The organism is Acidovorax sp. AC410, from assembly GCF_979253235.1.
This window is the reverse complement of sequence record NZ_CEEDCG010000001.1, coordinates 3,853,712-3,873,665: the sequence shown is the minus strand read 5'-3', so window position 1 is coordinate 3,873,665 and position 19,954 is coordinate 3,853,712. Positions and strand designations below refer to the sequence as shown.

The following is a 19,954-nucleotide window of genomic DNA, read 5'->3' as shown; positions in this document are numbered from 1 at the left end:
GTAGAACTTCCATACTGCACCTTTTTTCTTTACAAATAGCTACGAATGTCCAAGAATGCGATCCAAATAAGTGCATTGCGGCGCTTTTCGGGCTCTGCAGTGACAACGACATCGGAGGACTACTTGCGCCTTGAGCTACACATGGTCAGGATTTACCAGGACTTGGCCTCCCGAAGTCCATCTACGGCATTCAGTGCTTTGCACCGTCCCGAAACATGCGTTAAGCGCGGCTAAAGCACCGTGTATACAACTCCATACGGCCCGTTTGACGGGAATAGCTGGGAACGGCTCTGCCAGCTTGTCTTCAAGCGAAAATTCGCTGAGGAGGGCTATCTAAATATACCGGCCACGCCAGGTGATTATGGCTTGGAGGGCTTCACGAAAAGCACCGGCTGTGGATACCAATGCTATTGTCCAGACAAATCATACCCAACTAGGGATTTGTACGCCAAACAGCGCGACAAGATCACGACGGATCTAAAAAAACTGCAGGCCAATGAGCTGGTTCTGAGGAAAATTTTGGGCCCCACAAAGCTGCGACGCTGGTATTTGGTCACCCCAACCATCGCTCACAACGATCTTCTAATGCACGCTCAGACGAAAGAAGCGGAGGTCCGTGGGTGGAGCCTTTCAATTCTTGAGCCGGATTTCCAAATACTTGTGCACGACGGAGATCACTATGCGGCAGAAATTCAGGAGATGTTGATCGCAGCAGGCCAAGCCATGAACTTCGGGGGACTTGATACAACGCTCCAGCAAGTAGATGTAAGCGCCAATATATACCAAGCCAATATTACCCGTAAAACGAGAGCGAGATTTGAAGGACGATTCCATGCAGAGAAGGTGCACTTGTTGACCGAGAAAATTTCTCGACAAACATTGCAAGAGTTTCTCGGACATGACGCTCACTTCCGGAGAATAAATGAAGAGGCGCCAACCGTTCACTCGCGGCTTGCGAAGCTCATCAACGGCTATGAGGCATACGTAGTCGAAGCTTGCGCAACATGGGAAGGAACGCCGCAGGAACTTACTGACAAAATTCGCGACGGCTTGACGGACCGCATCGTCAGAGAATTGGCCCCCGCCATTGACGAAACTGAAGCAGCATTGATCGCTCGGCTAATGGTCTCGAGGTGGATTGCTGTGTGTGAGGTTGACTATGGCTGACCTTGTGCCAGAAAAGCGTCACCTCCGCTTTGTGCGCCGTCCATCACCTGTTCTCGTTGAACATCGCCCGCTCTACAAGATCACACAGTTGCTGCTAGTGCTCCAGTTGTCCTCGCGGGGCGGGAAGTCCACACTTGCGCGCCTTCATTTGTTCAATTGGGCAATGAAAAGAACTGACCGCATTCAGAAACTTGTCGAAGCGGCGAAATTAGAGGCCCTCCTCATTACCGCCTGGGGATTTGATCCTGCACTCGCCATTGCCATCCGGTTCGCTATTGCGGAGGACCTGGTGCAACAGACATCGACCGGGTACCGGATTGCAGATAAAGGTAAGGCTTTTATTGCGGAAGTGCTCAAGGACTCCGAAGCATTCGCTAAGGAGCGCAATCTACTGACAGAGATTGGCAAGGACATAACCGAAACTATGGTCGACAAAGTTGCCAAGGGATGGGCGTCAGCATGATAATCCGCGCTATAAAGCTAAGAATCTCAACCAATTCCGGAGAGTTCGGTTTTAAATTCCAGTTTGGACGAGGTCTAACAGTGGTGCGCGGGAGTAACTCAAGTGGAAAGAGTACGCTTTTCAACTGTCTGATCTACGGACTAGGCATGGAGGAACTCATTGGCGGCAAGGGGGAGAAGGTTCTCAACTACGCAGTCAAAGATCACTTCTTACAGGGTGAGACGCGCATTTACTCAGACATGTCAGAAGTCCTTCTAGAGTTGGAGAATGCCAAAGGACGAGTCGTCACCCTTCGCCGTGCCATCCGCGATTCGGCTCGTCACACCAAATTGGTGGAAGTGTTCGAGTGTGCACATGTGACCAGTGATACGCCGTTAGAGTCACCTCGACCGACCTATCTATTCGATCCAGGTAGTGCGCAAAAGGAAGAGGGGTTCTTCCTTTTCCTTGAGGAATTTTTGGGCTATGAGCTTCCTCAAGTCCCGACTACGAACGGAGGCATGACCAAGCTCTATCTCCAGACGATCTTTGCAGCTCTGGCTGTAGAACAGAAGCGCGGTTGGACCGATTACATCGCCAACGCACCCTTTTTCGGGATTCGTGATACCCGCATTCGAGTGACCGAATTCCTTTTGGGCTTGAGCGTTTTTGAACGGCAAGCGCAACGTGCAACGCTCGATGCGGAGTCGCTAGCCATCGACTCCGATTGGCGCAAAGCTTATGACACGCTCCGTCAAGCAACAAGTGCTAACAGGGTCGTAGTCGAGCGTCTCTCTCCCACGCCGACCGCGACGTTCGATGCCTTGACAGTACAACTCGTAAAGTCAGACGGAAAGACGCAGACATCGCTTACTGAACACATGAGCGCCATGCGTAATGAGCACGAGGCGCTAGCTTCCAAGGCGGCAGCCTACGGCAAAGCTACAGGGGCTGAAGCGCTCCAAGAGCTTGAGGCAGTCTCGGCGGAGCTTCAGCGACTGAGCGTTTTGCATGAACGTGCAACCACGAATCACACCTTGCAAAAGGCATCCCTAGAAGAGCTTCGACAGTTGCTTGCGGAAGCCAATGAGGATCTAGAGCGTAACAAGACCGCACTAAAGCTGCGTGTGCTCGGAGCCCAAATGGAGCTAAAGGTTGCCATCGATCTTTGTCCCACCTGCCATCAGGAGGTCGAAAATACCTTGCTTGCGGGAATCGTCTCAGGGCCACAGATGGACCTCGATACGAACATCAAGTATCTCGACAGCCAGCGGCTCATGCTGCAAAGCCAAATCAACGGCGCGCGCGAGGAGATTCGACAGTCTGATATTGCAGTAACTGACATAGCGGCGCGCCTTGCAGCGATACACGACTATCGGAATTCGTTACGCGGGGACGTCAGTACCGGTGTTGCCGAGTCGCGAGCCATCGTGCGTAGGCAAATTCAGATCGAATTGGAGCTGTCCAACCTGCAAGCACTTGAAGCTCAAGCAGCCTCGCTGCTGACCACCCTTGGACAGGTGTCTGATCGCTTGGATGCCAACCAAACAGCTCGGCGCGCGCTTCCAAAAGAGACTTATAGCGCCGCAGACCAGACCCGAATCTCAATTTTTGAAAACTTCTTCCGAAGCAACGCCAGTTCATTCGGCTACGAAAGCGCAGAGATCAAAGACATCCGTATCAGTCTAGACACTCTGACACCCATCCTCTCCGAGATTGAGCTGAGGGAAATTATCAAAGCTAAGGGGCAGCAGACAAGCCTCACCGCTGACTCCAGCGCCAGTGACTTCGTTCGGCTCATTTGGAGCTATCTGCTGGCTCTCTACCAAGCGTCTTCGAGACCAGAAGTCGGAGGTAAGCACCCTGGCATCCTTCTGATGGATGAACCTGGACAACACTCGATGCGAGCCATAAGTCAACATGCTCTACTGCAGTTGTTGAGTGGGCAGGTCGGGCTGCAATCTATCGTCGCAGCTTCGTTTGACGAGATGGAATCGGTGTTTTTGGAAGCGACTGCCGGCTTGGAGTTCCAGCTAATTCGCTGGGAAGGCAAGGTAATTCAGAAATTGAATTGAGGAGCACGACTATGGGAAAAACTGTCCCTATCAGCTTACCCAACGGCCGTAACTGGGCGCGAAAGGGCGATGCGGTTGACCACTTCAAGGACATGCTTGCAAAGTACTCCGACGGGCAACGTGTTGCCGATCCCACCGATCACGAAGACCTTGTTGCGTTACTGCAGGTCTACGACTCGGTGGTGGTCGCAGGGCTGCCCACCAAGACTGGGTCAGGCGTATCGCACTTCGAGCGACGCAAGGATCAAGACCACCCTGGAAATACATCATGTTTCTTCGTCGTGCGTATAGATGGAACATGTATCGATTTCAGCACCCGACGGGCTCTAGACGTCGCGGGCGCCAAGCAAGTCTGACTTCAACCGTGCAGTCGTCACCTAACGATCCGTCTCTGCGCTGCTAGCGGCACATTGCTAAAGATGAGCAAGAGAGTTATCGCCTCCCTGGTCCCCCAAACCTCTCCCGATACGCCTGAGGCGTGATCCCCAACTGCCGCACAAACAGCTGCCGTAGTGCCTGCTCCGACCCCATCCCCACGCGCGCAGCGACGGTCTTGATGGGCAGTGCTCCAGCCTGCGGGGATGACTCCAGCAACCGCCGCGCCCCTTCCAGCCGCGCGGCATCGACAAACGCCGAAGGCGTCTGCCCCGTCTCCTGCACAAACACGCGGCGAAAGTGCCGCTCGCTCATGGCCGCGCGCGCTGCCAGGGCGGCCAGGGGCATGGGTTCGGCCAGATGGTCCAGCACCCAGGTCTGCACGGCCTGGATGTCGCGGTGGGCGGTGCCCTGGCTGGCCAGTTGCACGCTGAACTGGGATTGGCCGCCGGGGCGCTTGAGGTACATGACCAGGTCGCGCGCCACCTCCAGTGCGAGGGCGTGGCCAAAATCTTCTTCCACCAGGGCCAGGGCGAGGTCGATGCCGGCAGTGACGCCGGCCGATGTCCACAGCGGGCCGTCGCGCACGTAGATGGCGTCGGGGTCCACGTCGATGGCGGGGTAGCGCTGGCGCAGCAGGGCGGCCACGCTCCAGTGGGTGGCGGCGCGCCGGCCGTCGAGCAAACCGGCGGCGGCCAGGAAGAAGCTGCCGGAGCACAGGGCGATCATGCGGTCCACACGCGGGGCCACGCGGGCGGCCCAGGCGACCAGGTCGGGCGAGGCGGCCAGCACCTGCTCGATGTTGCGCGAGCCGACCAGCACCACGGTGCAGCCTGTGCCGCCACCATGCCCCTGCTGCTGCTCCAGCTCGGCCAGGGTGTGGGTGGCGTTCAGGGCCATCAGGGTGTCGGACTGCACGGCCCCCGCCTGGGCTGCGACCACGCGCACGGCGTAGCCGTCGGGCCGGCCGTGCTGGCGCAGGTGCACGTTGGCGTAGTCGAAAACGGACATGGGGCCCACGGCCTCCAGCGCCTTGAAGCCGGGGTAGACGACGAGGTCGATGCGGTGGGGCTGGCCGGCGGGGTGGTGGTGTTGATCCATTGAACTAATGGGTGGAAAGAACGCGATGGACTATACGGGAGGCGATGTCCGCCCAGGGCATGTACCGTTGAATTCGGCCATACCCCCAAGGTCTGCGGCCATGGGTTTCTGTATGCCCCACACATGGCCTACAGTCATGCAGTCAATCCGTGCCCGGAGTTCGCAGAGCCTCTGGCCTCCTCCCCCTACCAACCCATTCCCCAACACCATGACCATCAAATCCAAAGCCGCCGTGGCCTTCAAGGCCGGAGAACCCCTGCAGATCGTCGAGATCGACGTGGCGCCGCCCCAAAAGGGCGAGGTGCTGATCCGCATCACCGACACGGGCGTGTGCCACACGGATGCCTTTACCCTGAGCGGCGACGACCCCGAGGGCCTGTTCCCCGTGGTGCTGGGCCATGAGGGCGCGGGCATTGTGGTGGAGGTGGGCGAAGGCGTGAACAGCGTGAAGCCGGGCGACCATGTGATTCCGCTTTACACCGCAGAGTGCGGCGAGTGCCTGTTTTGCAAGAGCGGCAAGACCAACCTGTGCGTGGCCGTGCGCGCCACGCAGGGCAAGGGCGTGATGCCCGATGGCACGACGCGCTTTTCGTACAACGGCCAGCCGATCTACCACTACATGGGCTGCTCGACCTTCAGCGAGTACACGGTGGTGGCCGAGGTGTCGCTGGCCAAGATCAACCCCAAGGCCAACCCCGAGCAGGTGTGCCTGCTGGGCTGCGGCGTGACCACGGGCCTGGGCGCGGTGAAGAACACGGCCAAGGTGCAGGAGGGCGATACGGTGGCGGTGTTTGGCCTGGGCGGCATTGGCCTGGCGGTGATCCAGGGTGCCAAGCTGGCCAAGGCCGGGCGCATCATCGCCATCGACACCAACCCCTCCAAGTTCGACCTGGCCCGCACCTTTGGCGCCACCGACTGCGTGAACCCCAAGGACCATGACAAGCCGATTCAGCAGGTGATCGTGGAGATGACGACCTGGGGCGTGGACCACAGCTTCGAGTGCATCGGCAACGTGAACGTGATGCGTGCGGCGCTGGAATGCGCGCACCGCGGCTGGGGCCAGTCGGTGATCATCGGCGTGGCGGGCGCGGGGCAGGAGATCTCCACCCGCCCCTTCCAGCTGGTCACGGGCCGCAAGTGGATGGGCACGGCCTTTGGCGGCGTGAAGGGCCGCAGCGAGTTGCCCGGCATGGTGGAAGACGCGATGGCCGGCAAGATCCAGCTGGAGCCGTTTGTGACGCACACCATGGGGCTCAAGGACATCAACGAAGCGTTTGACCTGATGCACGAAGGCAAGTCCATCCGTTCCGTAGTGAAGTACGCGGCCTGAGGCTTGGCGCATATGTCCACGACGTTTGAACTGCTCAGCGAGCACGCCTGCTTTGGCGGCGTGCAGCGCTTTTACCAGCACGCATCCACCGAGATCGGGCTGCCGATGAAGTTCTCGGTCTTTCTGCCGCCGCAGGCGCAGCAGGGGCCTGTGCCGGCCCTGCTGTTCCTGGCGGGGCTGACCTGCACGGAAGAGACCTTCATGGTCAAGGCCGGGGCGCAGCGCCTGGCGGCGGAGCTGGGGCTGGCGCTGATCGCGCCCGATACCAGCCCGCGCGGCGCCAACGTGCCGGGCGAGGCCGACAGCTGGGACTTTGGCGTGGGTGCGGGGTTTTACGTGGATGCCACAGCCGAACCCTGGGCGCGCCACTGGCGCATGGAAAGCTATTTGATGAAAGAGCTGCTGCCGCAGGTGCTGGCGCAGTTGCCTTTGGACGGCGAGCGCTTGGGCATTTTCGGCCACTCGATGGGCGGGCATGGCGCGCTGACGCTGGCGCTGCGCCACCCGGGGCGGTTCAAGAGTGTGTCGGCCTTTGCGCCCATCTGCGCGCCCACGCAGTGCCCTTGGGGCGAGAAGGCCTTCACCGGCTACCTGGGTGCGGACCGCACGGGCTGGATCGAGCACGATGCCACGGTGCTGATGCAGCACCAGCCGGTGGCGCCCTACCCTGCGGGCATATTGATCGACCAGGGGCTGGCCGACAAGTTCTTGCCCACGCAGTTGCACCCGGAGCTGTTCGAGGCGGCCTGCCAGGCCATTGGCCAGCCGCTCACGCTGCGCCGGCACGAGGGGTACGACCACGGGTACTACTTCATCCAGAGCTTCATGGCGGACCACCTGGCGCACCATGCGGGGCAGTTGGACGTCCAAACCAAGGTGTGAAGTCCGGCTGGCGCCAAGCCAGCCCGGCCGACGCTAAGCAAACGCTAAGCCGGCATTAATGGCCACTTAAGCCTGGGGCGGGAGACTCCCGCCATGCACCAGACCCTGCCGCTGCTGCGGCCCCTTCCGCCCTCTTCTTCCACCCCGCATGCCACCAGCCCCGACCCCACGGCACCGCCGCGGGAGGAACTGCACCCGGCCTGGGTGGTGCTGCTGATCAGCCTGTGGCTGGCCACGGTGTGCAACGTGCCGCTGTGGCGCGATGTGGCTACGCTGCCCGGCCACGGCAGCCTGCGCGGCTGGGGCTTTGCGCTGGCCTTCGGGGCCATCGTCACGGCCGGCAACGCCGGGCTGCTGGCCCTGCTGGCCTGGCGCTGGACGCTCAAGCCCGCTGCCGCCCTGCTGGTTGTGATGGCGGCCTTTGGCGCGTACTTCATGCTGGCCTATGGCATTGCCATCGACGCGAGCATGCTCACCAACGTGCTGCAGACCGACGTGCACGAGGCCGGCGACCTGCTGAGCCTGCGCATGCTGGCCACGGTGGCCGCGCTGGCCGCACCACCCCTGCTGTGGCTGGTGCGCACGCCGGTGCGGCGGCTGCCGCCGATCAAGCAAGTGGCGCACAACGGCTTGCTGCTGGCGGGCTCCGTCGTGGTCATCGTGGCCAGCCTGCTGGTGGTGTTTCAGGATTTTTCGTCCACCATGCGCAACCACACCAAGCTGCGCTATTTGATCAACCCGCTCAACAGCGTGTACGCGTTGGGCAACGTGGCGACCCGGCCCCTGCGCATGGACAACCGCACGCTGGTGCCTGTGGGCCGCGATGCCCACCTGGGCGCCAGCTATGCGGGCCAGGCCAAGCCGCCGCTGCTGGTGCTGGTGCTGGGCGAGACCGGGCGCAGCGGCAATTTCGGCATCAACGGCTATGCACGCGACACCACGCCCCTGCTGTCGGCGCGCCGCAAGGAGCTGGTGAGTGCGGGCAATGCCTGGTCGTGCGGCACCAGCACGGCGGCATCGGTGCCGTGCATGTTCTCGCACCTGGGCAAGAGCGGCTACGAGGGGCGATCCGCCAACTTCGAGAGCCTGATCGACGTGCTGCACCACGCCGGCCTGGCCGTGCTGTGGCTGGACAACCAGTCGGGCTGCAAGGGCGTGTGCGATCGCCTGGGCGACACCAACACCGCCAACCTGAAAGACCCCGAGCTGTGCGCCCACAAGGGCGAGTGCCTGGACCGCATCATGCTGAAAGACCTGGACGCGCGCATCGCCGCCCTGCCGGCCGAGCAGCGCCAGCGCGGCACGGTGGTGGTGATGCACCAGTTGGGCAGCCATGGGCCGGCGTACTACAAGCGCTCTGCGCCCGATGCCAAAAAGTTTCTGCCTGAATGCGCCTCCGCCGCGCTGCAGGAGTGCGACCGCCAGCAGGTGGTGAACGCCTATGACAACAGCGTGGTGGAGACGGACCGATTTCTCGACGGCGTGCTGCAATGGCTGGGCCGGCAGGACGCCACGGCCCAGACGGCCATGGTGTATGTGGCCGACCATGGCGAGTCGCTGGGCGAGAACAACATCTACCTGCACGGCCTGCCCTATTCGATCGCGCCCGATGTGCAAAAGCACGTGCCCTGGATCACCTGGCTCTCGCCCGCCATGCAGGCGCGCATCGGTGCCAGCACGGGTTGCCTGCAGCGCGACCTGCGCGAGCGGCGCATCACGCACGACCATTATTTTCATTCGGTGCTGGGGTTGATGGACGTGCAGACGGGGGCTTACCAGCCGGAGCAGGACATGTTCACGCCCTGCCGGGATGCGGGGGCTGCGCAGGCGAAGGCCGATGGGGCGGCGCTGCCTGCGGCGGCGGCGCCCCGCAAGTCCTGAGGGCAGTCCGCCGGACGGCGGGATTATTCTTTCCGCCCGGTGCACAGTCTGTGCACTGCACACCGGTTTATCTGCAAGGCACGGAGACCTATCTTCGGTGATCCCATTCACCACCAGGAAGGTTGTCTCCCATGCCGGATCTCATCATTGTTGCGCACGTCAAGGCCAAGCCCGGTCATGAAGCGGCGCTGGTTGCCGCCCAGGTCGAACTGGTCGGCGTCGTCCGCAGCCTGCCGGGCTGCATTGCCTACGAACTGCACGAAGCCGAGGCCACGCCCGGCGAAGTGATCTTCTACGAGCGCTGGCGCGACCGCGCGGCATGGGAGGCGCACATGGCCGGGCCGCACATGGACGCGTTTCGCGCCCATGCGGGGCCGATGATCGGCGTGTTCGAGCTGTTCCAGATGCGGCAGGTGGCGTGATGCGCGGGCTTATCCACCATTCCGCCCTGCAAGCTGCTGCCATTGCACTTGTCGCCGTGCTGGCTGGCACGTCCGCGGCCCATGCGGGTGACGCACCGGTGCTCGAACGTTGGCGCTCCTACTCCGGAGTGAGCTGGGACAACAAGGCAGACGCGGCAGGCCGCACGCCCGCCCGGTTTGCCAACTCGGTCAACGCGCCGATTGCCGGGTTGCACTTCGATGCCAGGGGCCGCGCCTTCGTGAGCACGCCGCGCCTGGTATCAGCCGATGCACCGGCCACGCTGAGCATTCTGGACACCACGGCAAAAAGCGGCCCGGCGCGGCTCACGGCATTTCCGTCGCAAGCCGCCAATGCCGTGGCCGGCCCCGTCGGCGAAGCGCTGCGCAATGTGCTGGGCTTCTATGTGGACCGGCACAACCAGTGGCTGTGGGCGCTGGACATGGGCTTTGTGGCGGGCGAGAAGATGTCCCCGGAAGGCGCGCAGAAGCTGGTGGTGATCGACCTGCGCACGGGCCGCACCGTCAAGGCCATTGCGCTCGATGGCGTGGCGGACCGCAGCGGCAGTTTTTTGAACGATGTGGCGGTGGATGAGCGCCGCAAGGTAGCCTACATCGCCGACAGCGGTATGCGCAGCGCGCCCGACAACCAGGTGGGCCTGATCGTGGTGGACTTTGCCAGTGGCCAGGCGCGCCGCGTGCTCGACCGGCATGCCAGCCTGCAGATCGAGCCGGGGGTGAAGGTCGTCTCGCATGGTGAGGAGGTCTGGCCCGGCAACCCGCTGCTGCTGGGCGTGAACGGCGTGGCGCTGTCGCCCGATGGGCAGACGCTTTACTGGACGGTGACCACCGGCACGCGCCTGCGCGCAGTGCCCACGGCGCTGCTGCGCGATGCGGGTGCCGGCGATGCAGAGCGTGCAGCTGCCATCCGCGACCTGGGTGCCGTGGGGGGCAACACCGATGGCATCGTGGCAGATGCGGCGGGCCGGGTCTACATCACCGACGTGACGCGCAACGGCATCGTGCGCTATGAGCCCGCCACGGGCACCCTGGCCCTGCTGGCCGCAGACGAGGGCGTGCAATGGCCCGACACGCCGGCCATCGGCCCGGGTGGCGCGCTGTACTTCACCTCCAGCCACCTGAACGACCACTTTGCGGACGCGGTGAAGGCCGGGGAGGAGCGCTACGAGCTGTGGCGGCTGCCGCTCAAGCAGGCCCGGGCACGCGCGCGAACCAGTCCTTGAGAAAGGCCACGCACAGCGATACCTTGCGCGGCACGAGCCGCCGCTCGGGGTAGATGGCGTAGAGCACCAGCGGCGGGCGCTCGACGGTGGGGAACAGCTCCACCAGGGTGCCTGCAGCCATCTCATTGCGGGCCACGAAATCGGGCAGCACGGCAATACCCAGGTCGGCCATCACCAGCCGCTTGAGGAACAAGGTGCTGTTGGCGCGCATGCGCGGGGCCACGGTGACATGCGTATCACCCGCCCAGCGCAGAGGCCAGCGTGCGCCGGCCGTGGCGTATGAATAAGCAAAGCAGGCATGGCCCGACAGGCCGTCGGGCGAGGCGGGGTGACCACAGCGGGCCAGGTAGGCCGGCGTGGCGCACACGTGCAGGTCGAACGACGCGATGCGCTGGGCCGTGTAGCTCGAATCCTTGGGGTCGGTGGTGGCGCGCAGGCCCAGGTCAAAGCCTTCGGCGAGCAGGTCCACATGGCGGTCGCCCAGCTCCAGGTCGAGCTCGACCTGCGGGTGTGCGGCCGCAAAATCGGTGAGCGCCGCGCCCAGGTCGGCCAGGCCCAGGGCCATGGGCGCGTTCAGCCGCAGCCGGCCTGCGGCGGCACCGGCCGCACCGGCGGCCTCGGTGTCGGCCTCTTCCACCGCGAGCAGCACCGAGCGGGCCCTCTCCACGTAGCCCGCGCCCACCTCGGTCATTGACACGCGGCGCGTGGTGCGGTGCACGAGGCGCGCACCCAGGGTCGCCTCCAGCTCGGCAATGGCCTTGCTGGCGGCGGATGCGGACATGTCGAGTTCTGCCGCGGCGGCGGAGAAGCTTTCAAGCTCTGCCAGGCGCACCAGCAGGCGGAAGGTGGCGAGTCGATCCATGCACTGGACTGTAGCCGGAGCGGGTGGTCATGGCAGGCTTCAGACGGGTTCGCATTCAACCGTATGGCCAGACGGGAACTGCAGGCGGTGCTGCAGCACAGCAAGGCGATGCAATGACGTCAGGCGGTTGCACGACCGCCTTGGCCAGAAGGTGCCCCGATGGTGACATTTAGAGACGCTGCGGACCTAAAAATCCGCCGCCTTCCGGCCAAGGGGCGTGCCGGTTCGACCCCGGCTCGGGGCACCAGCTTGCCTCCGCCGCAGAAGGAAAGCCCTATCAGGTCGTTGGCACTGCCATCAGTACATAGACCTTGCGCAGGGTTTCGTGCACCTGCCACTCGCCCGTGGTGTGGGCGGGGAAGAACACGGTATCGCCCGCGCGGAAATCCTGCGGTGTGCCATCGGTGGGCGTGAAGGTGCACGACCCGGCCAGGATGTGCATGACCTCGGCATTGGGCAGGTGGCGTGCAAAGCGGCCGGGGGTGGATTCCCAGATGCCGGTGGCGTTGCCGCCGGCGCCCACGAGGTCGATGTCGATGCCGCTGAACTGGGCGGGGGGTTGGGTCAGGGGGCGGGCTGCGGGGCCTTGGCTTTCCAGACCCTGGAGGGTGGCGGTCTGGGGGAGGATGGTGATGTTCATGGAGGGTGCAGGGTTCTGAAAAGAGAAGCTGCAAGCAAGAGCTGGACCGGCGTTGCTGTGGTCCAAGATATGGGTAAACCACGTGCCGATCGATTCAACGGCTTTGGTGTGGTGGTTGCTGCATGCCTTTGCTGTAGTCGGAGGCCGGGGTGTGCGCCCGGCGGCGCAGTGCTTCTGTTAGACCTCATGCCTATGTTGCGGGCGGGAGCCGGGTCTCGGCCCGGCGGCCGAGGTACCTTTCTTTGCGTCGCCAAAGAAACGTACCCCAAAGAAAGGCGACCCCGCTGCCCGTGTCCCCCTCGTACTGCGTACGAGGGGGCAGCCTGCGATGCTCGGTCCTGGGGTGACGCCGAAGAACTCCCTGCGCTGCCTCTGCGAGGCAGCTCCGGTCAGACAGCTTCGGCGAGCCAGATGACGAGGCGCGTGTCCTTCGGCACGCGCTCACCCCAGGCCCTGCGCTTCTCGGCACGGTCAGAAGGGGGTGGGAGCGGGCTCCATACGGGCCATTGCTTCGCTCGGCCCCAACTGCCTCGCTGCGCTTGGCCTGGACAGGGCGGCTGCGCCCGCACCGTCGGCAGCGCACAGCGCGAACCGACCCCAGGCGCAGCTGCGAAGCAGCAGCCGTGTTTGTCCCCGCTCCCCACCCCTGCTGGCTGCGCCGAGAAGCGCAGGGGCTGGGGTGGGCGTGTGTGCCGAAGGACACACACGCTTCGTGGTCTGGCTTGCCGATGCTGTTTGAGCGGAGTTCGAAGAACGCAGCGAGTTCATCGGCACCACCCCAGGCCCGAGCATCGCAGGTTGCCCCCATCGCCCGACAGGGCGATGGGGGTCGCAGACTGGGGGCCGCCTTCTCTTTGGTGACTTTCTCTTGGCGGCCAAGAGAAAGTTACTGCGCCGCCGGGCGCACATCCCGGCTCCCGACCTCCAACAAAGAAGAGAAGCAACCACCAACCCAGAACTCCCCTGCAAGATCGAGGCAAGCCGCTTAAAACAGACACCCCTGATTCCTCGCAAACGCAGCCCGGTACTGCGTCAAATCCAACTCCGTCCGCCCCCGGTTAAGCCCCAACTTGCGGCAAGTGGCCGCAAAGCGCTGTCGCAACATATCGGCCCACAATCCCGTCCCCTTCATCCGCGTGGCAAAGTCACTGGCATAGACCTTGCCCGCAGCGCGCTGCGCAGGGTCCAGCGCATGCAGGTCCTGCACCCGGGCCATCACCCGCGCCGCGCGCTGCGGGTAGTGCAGCTCCAGCCACTCGCGAAACAGGGGGTCCAGCTCCCACGGCAGGCGCAGCACGGTGTAGAAGGCGCTGGTGGCCCCGGCCTCGTGCGCGGCCTGCAGCACCTGTTCCATGTCTTCGGTGATGAAGGGGATCTGCGGCGCCACGCTCACGCCCACGGGGATGCCCGCCTCGGCCAGTGTGCGGATGGTGCGCAGGCGCCGGTGGGGCGCAGCGGCGCGCGGCTCCATGCGGCGCGCCAGGGCGGCATCGAGCGTGGTGATGGTGACGTACACGGCCGTCAGGCGCTGCGCCGCCAGCGGGGCGAGCAGGTCGAGGTCGCGCTCCACCCCGGCGGACTTGGTGATCAGCGAGAACGGGTGGCGCATGTCGCGCATCACCTCGATCAGGCCGCGCGTGAGTTTCAGCTCGCGCTCCACAGGCTGGTAGCAGTCGGTGGCCGAGCCGATGTTGATGAGCTGCGGCACATGGCTGGCCCGGCCCAGTTCGTCGCGCAGCAGCGCGGCGATGTTGTGCTTGGCGATGATCTGCGTTTCGAAATCAAGCCCCGGCGACATATTGAGATAACTGTGCGTGGGCCGCGCGTAGCAGTACACACAGCCATGCTCGCAGCCCCGGTAGGGGTTGACCGAGAGCTCGAAAAATATGTCCGGCGAATCGTTGGCGCAGATGGCGCTCTTTGCCGTCTCCAGATGCACCTGGGTGGTGAGTGGCGCGGGTTGTTCGTCGCCCTCTTCCGCACAGGCGTCCCAGCCGTCGTCCACCACCTCGCGCGTGTCGCGCACGAAGCGGTGGGCCAGCGCCGTGGCCGCCCCCCGACCGCGCACCGCCTGCAGGGGGATGCGCACCTCCTGCATCACCTGGGGGGCGTTGTCGTCGTCGGGCGGAGGCGGCTTCATAACTGTATAAATATACAGTTATTTGGCTTTTCATGCCGGGCTGTTACGTGGTGCGGCCTGCATCGCAATCCACCTGGCGCTGTCGCTGGCTCAGCGCCGCTTGCCGAGTTGTCCTACCAGGTAGTCGGCCAGTTGCTTCAGCCCCCGACCCAGGGGCATGCCACGGGGGCCGGCGCCCACCAGGGCGAGCTCGGTGGGGGGCGGGGGCTCGAAACCTGCAGCGCGGCCCAGCGTGCGGTGTTCGGCCAGCAGCGCCGAGCGGGGCAGCACGCTGACGCCCAGGCCCGCAGCGACCGCTGCCTGCACGGACGTCAGGCTCTGGCTGCCGAAGGCCTGGCGCCAGGGGCGACCCGCCTTCTCCAGCAGCCGCACGGCGCGCAGGCGGTAGATGCAGCCCGCAGGGAACAGCACCAGCGGCACCGCGCCATCGGCGTCTGGTGCGAAGCCCTGGCCGACGGCCCACACCAGGCGCTCGGGCCAGGCGGCGACGCATTCGCCGCTGCCGGGCTCGCGCTTCATCAGGGCCAGGTCTATTTCGCCGTGGACCAGCCGGCGCTGCAGGTCGCTGCTCATGCCGCTCACCGTTTCCAGCCGCAGGGCGGGATGTGCGGCGCTGAAGCCCGCCAGCACGCCGGACATGCGCCGGGCGTCGAAATCTTCCGGCACGCCCAGGCGCAATGCCACCTGCCCCGGGGTGGCGGCCAGCGCGTCTTCGGCCTCCTGCGCCATGGCCAGCAGGCGGCGGGCGTAATGCACCAGCAGCTCGCCCTGTTCGGTGGGCAGGGCCTGTTTGCCGCTGCGGTCGCGCTGCAGCAAGGGGTGGCCTACCCGCTCTTCGAGCTTGGCGATCTGCTGGCTGACGGTGGACTGCGTGCGGTGCACGCGCTCGGCCCCGCGCGTGAAGCTGCCCTCTTCAACGACGCACACCAGGGTTTTCAACAGTTCCAGGTCCAGCATGGCTCATATCCAAAATTCAACTGCATTGCATTTGAACATTTAATTTTCCAATATCGCAAGCCTTGCGCATGCTACGCATCTCATTGAAACGATGCGAACCGAACCATGCCTTTGCACAACACCCCCCGCCCTTTGTGGCTGACCTTCGACTGCTACGGCACCCTCATCCAGTGGGATGAAGGCTTGCAAGAGGCCGTGCGCGAGCTGCTGGCGCGCAAGGGCGCCGCGGGCACCCCGCCCGAAGAACTCATCGCGGTCTACGACCGGCACGAACACGCGCTGGAGCAGACGCCGCCGCACCGCAGTTTTCGCGAGGTGTCGGGCGAAGGGCTGCAGCGCACCCTGGCGCAATTGGGGCTACCTGAATCGCCCGGCGATGCCGGGCTGCTCGCCGGCCGCATCGGCACCATGCCGCCCTTCGCCGAGGTGGTGGGCGCGTTGCGGGCGCTCAAGGCCGCAGGCCACCGCCTGGCCATCGTGTCCAACACCGACGACGACATCATTGCCGGCAACGTGGCGCAACTCGGCGGCTTGATCGACCGGGTGATCACCGCCCAGCAGGCCGGCGCCTACAAGCCCGACCGCCGGCTGTTCGACCATGCCCATGCGCAACTGGGCGTGCAGCCGGCCGAGGTGGTGCACATCTGCGCGAGCCCGCACCTGGACCACGCGGCAGCGCGCGACATCGGCTTTCGCTGCATCTGGGTGGACCGGGGCACCGGGCGGCGCCTGCTGCCCGACTACCAGCCCGATGCCACCGTGGGCGATCTGCGCGGGGTGGTGGACCTTTTTGCGACGCTGGGCTGGTAGCGTTTATCTACGCCCAGGCCCTTGCCCAGGCGTCGGCCATGGCGGGCGTGTGGTAGCAGGCGGCCTCGAAGCTCTTGGTGCATACGGCACGCTCCAGCAATTGGATGTCCGCCTCATGCTGGCGCGCCACATGCACGTCCTCGAAGAAGAGCACCTTGTCGCAGCGCTTGTCGAGCACCAGCTCGGCGATCTGCGCGTCACCCCCCAACGGGCCGCTGCGCAGGGGCTGCACCCACGGCAGGTCGCGCGGCCAGCCGCGGGACCAGGCCATCTCGTTGAGCCGGCCGCCCGTGGTGCCGGTGGCAAAGCGCTCACGTGTCTGCGAGAGCAGGTCGAAATGCCGAAAGGCAAAGTCCACCATGGCCGACTTCAAGGCATCGTGGGCGATCAGTGCGACGGATTGCTTGTCGATGGAAGGCACCATCGCCGGCGGGCGCTCGCGCAGCGAGACCCCGGCCTGCAGCGCAGCCTCCACGGCCACCCATTCGATGGCAGCGGCCACCGTGAGCAGCAGCGGCTTGCCGTGCGAGATGCACTGGCGCTTGAGGGCCTGCGCCTCGGGGTACAGGGACGAGGGGTCGAGCGGGTCCAGCAGGTAGATGGCACCGGTCAGTTCCTGTTCGGGGTGCACGCCCCCCGCAATGCGCGAGACCACCCGCATCACGCCACCCTCACGCCCATAGGGCAGGCGCAGGAGGCGCGGGAAGTGGCCTGCCAGGGCATGCTGCTCGATGGCGTCGGCGCAGCCTCCCACGGCGGCGATGCCCAGTTGCAGTTCTTGCAGGGCAGTGTGCGACGCCGCGGCCCATTGGGCCAGGCCGCCGTCGGCGGTGGAGCGGTGCAGGCGGTGGGCGGCCAGGCCGAAGGTTCGTGGGGGAAGGGTTGTCGTCACCATGTACTCCGAATTCGCATGCCAGTCTAACGCCCGCTCTGGCGGCTCTACTCCTTGAACAGCCCCTCGATCACCGCGCGCAGCCACTGGTTGCCCGGGTCGGCCTCGAAGCGTTTGCTCCAGTGCAGCGACACGGTGAAGTCGCGCAGCGGCAGCGCAGGCTCGATGATGGTGTAGCCGCCCTGCGCCGCAAAGCCGCGTGCGATGTTGCGCGGCATGACCACGGCGAGATCCGTACCGCGCACGATGGAGGGCAGCACCATGAAGTGCTCGGTGGTCAGGCGCAGGCGGTCTTCGAGCTGCAGCAGGGCCAGGATGCGCAGGGTGTCCGAATGCGAGCGCACGGCGACGAATTCGAGCTGGCGCAGGTCGTCGAGCAATGCCGTGGCGTTGCGCCGGCGTTTGGCAAAGGGGTGGCCTTCGCGCAGCAGCACGATGTAGCGGTCATTGAGCAACTGCACGCGCTGCGTGTCCTTCACCGCGGGCAAAAAGCCGAAGGCGAAGTCGATGCGGCCGCTGTCGAGCAGGGGCGCGATCTGGTCACCCGCCACGGGCAGGGTTTCGAGCCGCACGCCGGGCGCCTGCTGGCGCAGTGCGAGCATGAGGTCGGGCAGAAAGCGGCCCTCGCCGATGTCGCTCATGTGGATGCGGAACACCTTGCGCGACTGCAGCGGGTCGAACAGGGCGGATTCGTTGAGCGCCTCTTCCAGCGTGCCCAGGGCGCTGCGCACGGCGTCGGCCAGGCGGTCGGCCTTGGGGGTGGGCTGCACGCCACCGCCGGCGCGCACGAACAGCGGGTCCTTGATCAGCAGGCGCAGCCGCGTGAGCGCCTGGCTGGCTGCGGGCTGCGTCAGGTCCATGAGCTCGGCGGCGCGGCTCACGCTGCGCGTGCGGTAGACCGCATCGAACAGGCGCAGCAGGTTGAGGTCGATGTCCTTGATATGCATTGGGCGAATACCGCTTAGTCGTTTCATTGTATTGATGGATGTGCGGCGGGGGCCGAAGATCGGTGCTTCCTTTTGCTATCCACCCTGCCCCATGCTCCAGGCCCTTGATTCCCGTGCTGCCGGCACCGCCCCCGCCACCGACCTGCGCCCCAGCGTGCGCGAGGTCGTGCTCGACTTGCTGCGCGGCTTCGGCATCGACACCATCTTCGGCAACCCGGGCTCGACCGAGCTGCCGCTGTTCCTCGACTTCCCCAAGGACTTTCGCTACATCCTGGGCCTGCAGGAGGCGGTGGTGGTGGGCATGGCCGACGGCTATGCCCAGGCCACGCACAACGCGGCCTTCGTGAACCTGCACTCGGCGGCGGGCGTGGGCCATGCCATGGGCAATATCTTCACGGCGCACAAGAACCGCACGCCGATGGTGATCACAGCCGGGCAGCAGGCGCGATCCATCCTGCCGTTCGACCCCTTCCTGTTCTCGGGCCAGGCCACGGAGCTGCCCAAGCCCTACGTGAAGTGGAGCATCGAGCCGGCGCGCGCCGAGGACGTGCCGCTGGCCATTGCCCGCGCCTACTACATCGCCATGCAGCAGCCGCGCGGGCCGGTGCTGGTGTCCATTCCCGCGGACGATTGGGATAAGCCCTGCGAGCCGCTGGCAGCACGCACAGTGAGTACCGAAGCGCGGCCCGAGCCACGCGTGCTGGGCGCCATCGGCGACGCGCTCGATGCGGCGCAGCGCCCGGTCTTCGTGGTCGGTGCGGCGGTGGACCGCGATGGCGCATGGGACGATGTGGTCGCACTGGCCGAGCGGCACAACGCGGCGGTGTGGATCGCCCCCATGTCGGGGCGCTGCGGCTTTCCGCAGGACCACCGGCTGTTTGCCGGCGTACTGCCGGCCATGCGCGAGAAGATCGTGGCGCTGCTGGGCGGGCACGACCTGGTGTTTGCGCTGGGCGCAGCGGCCTTCACCTACCATGTGGAGGGCCACGGCCCGCACGTGCCGCCCGGTGCGCAACTGGTGCAGCTGATCGAAGACCCCGGCACGGCGGCCTGGACGCCCGAGGGCACCTCGGCCGTGGGCGGGGTGCGCCTGGGCGTGCAGGACCTGCTGGCACGTCCTGCTCCGCCCACACTGTCTTCGCGCACCACGCCCCCGCTGCGGGCCGTGCGCCCGCGCGCCGAGCCCTCGGCCCTGATGAGCGTGCAGTACGTGATGCAGACCCTGGCCGAGGTGCGCGACGCGCATTCCATCGTGGTGGAAGAGGCCCCGAGTTCGCGCGCCGCCATGCATGCCTACCTGCCCATCCTGCACAGCGAAACCTTCTACACCATGTGCAGCGGAGGCCTGGGCTATGCCATGCCGGCCGCCGTGGGCGTGGCCCTGGCGCACCCGGAGCGCAAGGTCATCGGCCTGCTGGGCGATGGCTCGGCGATGTACTCCATCCAGGCGCTGTGGAGCGCGGCGCAGCTGCGCCTGCCCATCACCTTCATCATCCTCAAGAACCGGCGCTATGCGGCACTGCAGGAGTTTGCGCCGACCTTCGGCTTCGGGCCCGACGACAAGCTCGAAGGCACGGACCTGCCGGACCTCGACTTTCTGGCGCTGGCGCGCGGCCAGGGCTGCGATGCGGTGCAGGTGAGCGACCCTGCGCAACTGCACCAGGTGCTGCGCGAGGCGCTGGCGCACCCCCGCCCCATCCTGGTGGAGGTCGATGTGGCCTGAGAGTGTCTAAAAAATCCCTTCTGGCGTCGTTGCTGCGTCTTGTCGTACTACCCGTACTGCCTGCGAC

18 protein-coding genes and 1 tRNA gene are annotated in these 19,954 nt (G+C 64.9%); 12 read left to right on the top strand and 7 right to left on the bottom strand.

All coding sequences use genetic code 11. The annotated features are described in order from the left end of the window. The first annotated feature begins 441 nt into the window (after positions 1 to 441). The 4 genes from AC0IZS_RS17925 to AC0IZS_RS17910 are packed head-to-tail and all read left to right on the top strand — an operon-like array spanning position 442 to position 4,040. Positions 442 to 1,167, top strand: coding sequence for a hypothetical protein (locus AC0IZS_RS17925; RefSeq protein WP_471636842.1), 726 nt, complete (start codon positions 442 to 444; stop codon positions 1,165 to 1,167). Beyond that, positions 1,160 to 1,630, top strand: a complete 471-nt coding sequence (locus tag AC0IZS_RS17920; RefSeq protein ID WP_471636841.1) for a hypothetical protein — start codon at positions 1,160 to 1,162, stop codon at positions 1,628 to 1,630. Before AC0IZS_RS17925 ends, AC0IZS_RS17920 begins: the two co-directional genes overlap by 8 nt. Continuing rightward, positions 1,615 to 3,684: an ATP-binding protein gene (locus tag AC0IZS_RS17915; RefSeq protein WP_471636840.1), complete on the top strand. Its 2,070-nt coding sequence runs from the start codon at positions 1,615 to 1,617 to the stop codon at positions 3,682 to 3,684. Before AC0IZS_RS17920 ends, AC0IZS_RS17915 begins: the two co-directional genes overlap by 16 nt. A gap of 11 nt (positions 3,685 to 3,695) precedes the next feature. After that, positions 3,696 to 4,040 (top strand): DCL family protein, encoded by a 345-nt coding sequence (locus AC0IZS_RS17910; RefSeq protein ID WP_471636839.1) that lies wholly within the window; start codon positions 3,696 to 3,698, stop codon positions 4,038 to 4,040. A gap of 76 nt (positions 4,041 to 4,116) precedes the next feature. On the opposite strand, the gene AC0IZS_RS17905 is transcribed toward AC0IZS_RS17910, so the two are convergent. Then, the gene (locus AC0IZS_RS17905; RefSeq protein ID WP_471636838.1) at positions 4,117 to 5,160 is read right to left on the bottom strand and encodes a GlxA family transcriptional regulator; all 1,044 of its coding nucleotides are present in this window, start codon (positions 5,158 to 5,160) and stop codon (positions 4,117 to 4,119) included. A gap of 214 nt (positions 5,161 to 5,374) precedes the next feature. On the opposite strand from AC0IZS_RS17905, the gene AC0IZS_RS17900 reads away from it, so the two are divergent. The 5 genes from AC0IZS_RS17900 (at position 5,375) to AC0IZS_RS17880 (ending at position 10,916) form a co-directional block, all read left to right on the top strand. Then, positions 5,375 to 6,490: an S-(hydroxymethyl)glutathione dehydrogenase/class III alcohol dehydrogenase gene (locus tag AC0IZS_RS17900; RefSeq protein WP_471639549.1), complete on the top strand. Its 1,116-nt coding sequence runs from the start codon at positions 5,375 to 5,377 to the stop codon at positions 6,488 to 6,490. A 12-nt stretch (positions 6,491 to 6,502) separates the two neighbouring features. Then, the gene (gene fghA / locus AC0IZS_RS17895; protein ID WP_471636837.1) at positions 6,503 to 7,372 is read left to right on the top strand and encodes an S-formylglutathione hydrolase; all 870 of its coding nucleotides are present in this window, start codon (positions 6,503 to 6,505) and stop codon (positions 7,370 to 7,372) included. Between the two features lie 93 nt (positions 7,373 to 7,465). After that, a complete protein-coding gene (locus AC0IZS_RS17890) occupies positions 7,466 to 9,253 on the top strand; it encodes a phosphoethanolamine transferase (protein ID WP_471636836.1) in 1,788 nt (595 codons plus the stop codon). A gap of 131 nt (positions 9,254 to 9,384) precedes the next feature. Continuing rightward, positions 9,385 to 9,675, top strand: a complete 291-nt coding sequence (locus tag AC0IZS_RS17885; RefSeq protein ID WP_471636835.1) for a putative quinol monooxygenase — start codon at positions 9,385 to 9,387, stop codon at positions 9,673 to 9,675. Continuing rightward, complete coding sequence (locus tag AC0IZS_RS17880) at positions 9,675 to 10,916, top strand: L-dopachrome tautomerase-related protein (protein WP_471636834.1); 1,242 nt, start codon at positions 9,675 to 9,677, stop codon at positions 10,914 to 10,916. Before AC0IZS_RS17885 ends, AC0IZS_RS17880 begins: the two co-directional genes overlap by 1 nt. Here the strand turns inward: AC0IZS_RS17880 and AC0IZS_RS17875 are convergent. Beyond that, positions 10,879 to 11,778, bottom strand: a complete 900-nt coding sequence (locus AC0IZS_RS17875) for a LysR family transcriptional regulator (RefSeq protein ID WP_471636833.1) — start codon at positions 11,776 to 11,778, stop codon at positions 10,879 to 10,881. The two genes, AC0IZS_RS17880 and AC0IZS_RS17875, sit on opposite strands and share 38 nt — an antisense overlap. A 153-nt stretch (positions 11,779 to 11,931) precedes the next feature. Between AC0IZS_RS17875 and AC0IZS_RS17870 the strand changes: the two genes are divergently transcribed. Beyond that, positions 11,932 to 12,025, top strand: a tRNA-Leu gene (locus AC0IZS_RS17870). A 30-nt stretch (positions 12,026 to 12,055) separates the two neighbouring features. On the opposite strand, the gene AC0IZS_RS17865 is transcribed toward AC0IZS_RS17870, so the two are convergent. From AC0IZS_RS17865 to AC0IZS_RS17855, 3 genes are all read right to left on the bottom strand, one after another. Beyond that, the gene (locus AC0IZS_RS17865) at positions 12,056 to 12,418 is read right to left on the bottom strand and encodes a cupin domain-containing protein (protein WP_471636832.1); all 363 of its coding nucleotides are present in this window, start codon (positions 12,416 to 12,418) and stop codon (positions 12,056 to 12,058) included. Between the two features lie 985 nt (positions 12,419 to 13,403). After that, complete coding sequence (locus AC0IZS_RS17860; protein ID WP_471639548.1) at positions 13,404 to 14,516, bottom strand: PA0069 family radical SAM protein; 1,113 nt, start codon at positions 14,514 to 14,516, stop codon at positions 13,404 to 13,406. 132 nt (positions 14,517 to 14,648) lie between these two features. Continuing rightward, positions 14,649 to 15,515, bottom strand: coding sequence for a LysR family transcriptional regulator (locus tag AC0IZS_RS17855; RefSeq protein WP_471636831.1), 867 nt, complete (start codon positions 15,513 to 15,515; stop codon positions 14,649 to 14,651). 105 nt (positions 15,516 to 15,620) lie between these two features. Between AC0IZS_RS17855 and AC0IZS_RS17850 the strand changes: the two genes are divergently transcribed. Continuing rightward, a complete protein-coding gene (locus tag AC0IZS_RS17850; protein WP_471636830.1) occupies positions 15,621 to 16,325 on the top strand; it encodes a haloacid dehalogenase type II in 705 nt (234 codons plus the stop codon). 7 nt (positions 16,326 to 16,332) lie between these two features. Here AC0IZS_RS17850 and AC0IZS_RS17845 read toward each other — a convergent pair whose 3' ends face one another. Then, positions 16,333 to 17,220: a methylglyoxal synthase gene (locus AC0IZS_RS17845; RefSeq protein ID WP_471636829.1), complete on the bottom strand. Its 888-nt coding sequence runs from the start codon at positions 17,218 to 17,220 to the stop codon at positions 16,333 to 16,335. Positions 17,221 to 17,264: 44 nt separating this feature from the next. Beyond that, a complete protein-coding gene (locus AC0IZS_RS17840; RefSeq protein WP_471636828.1) occupies positions 17,265 to 18,164 on the bottom strand; it encodes a LysR family transcriptional regulator in 900 nt (299 codons plus the stop codon). Between the two features lie 91 nt (positions 18,165 to 18,255). Here AC0IZS_RS17840 and mdlC point away from each other — a divergent pair, with 91 nt between their 5' ends. After that, positions 18,256 to 19,887, top strand: coding sequence for a benzoylformate decarboxylase (gene mdlC / locus AC0IZS_RS17835; RefSeq protein WP_471636827.1), 1,632 nt, complete (start codon positions 18,256 to 18,258; stop codon positions 19,885 to 19,887). The last annotated feature ends 67 nt before the right edge of the window (positions 19,888 to 19,954 follow it).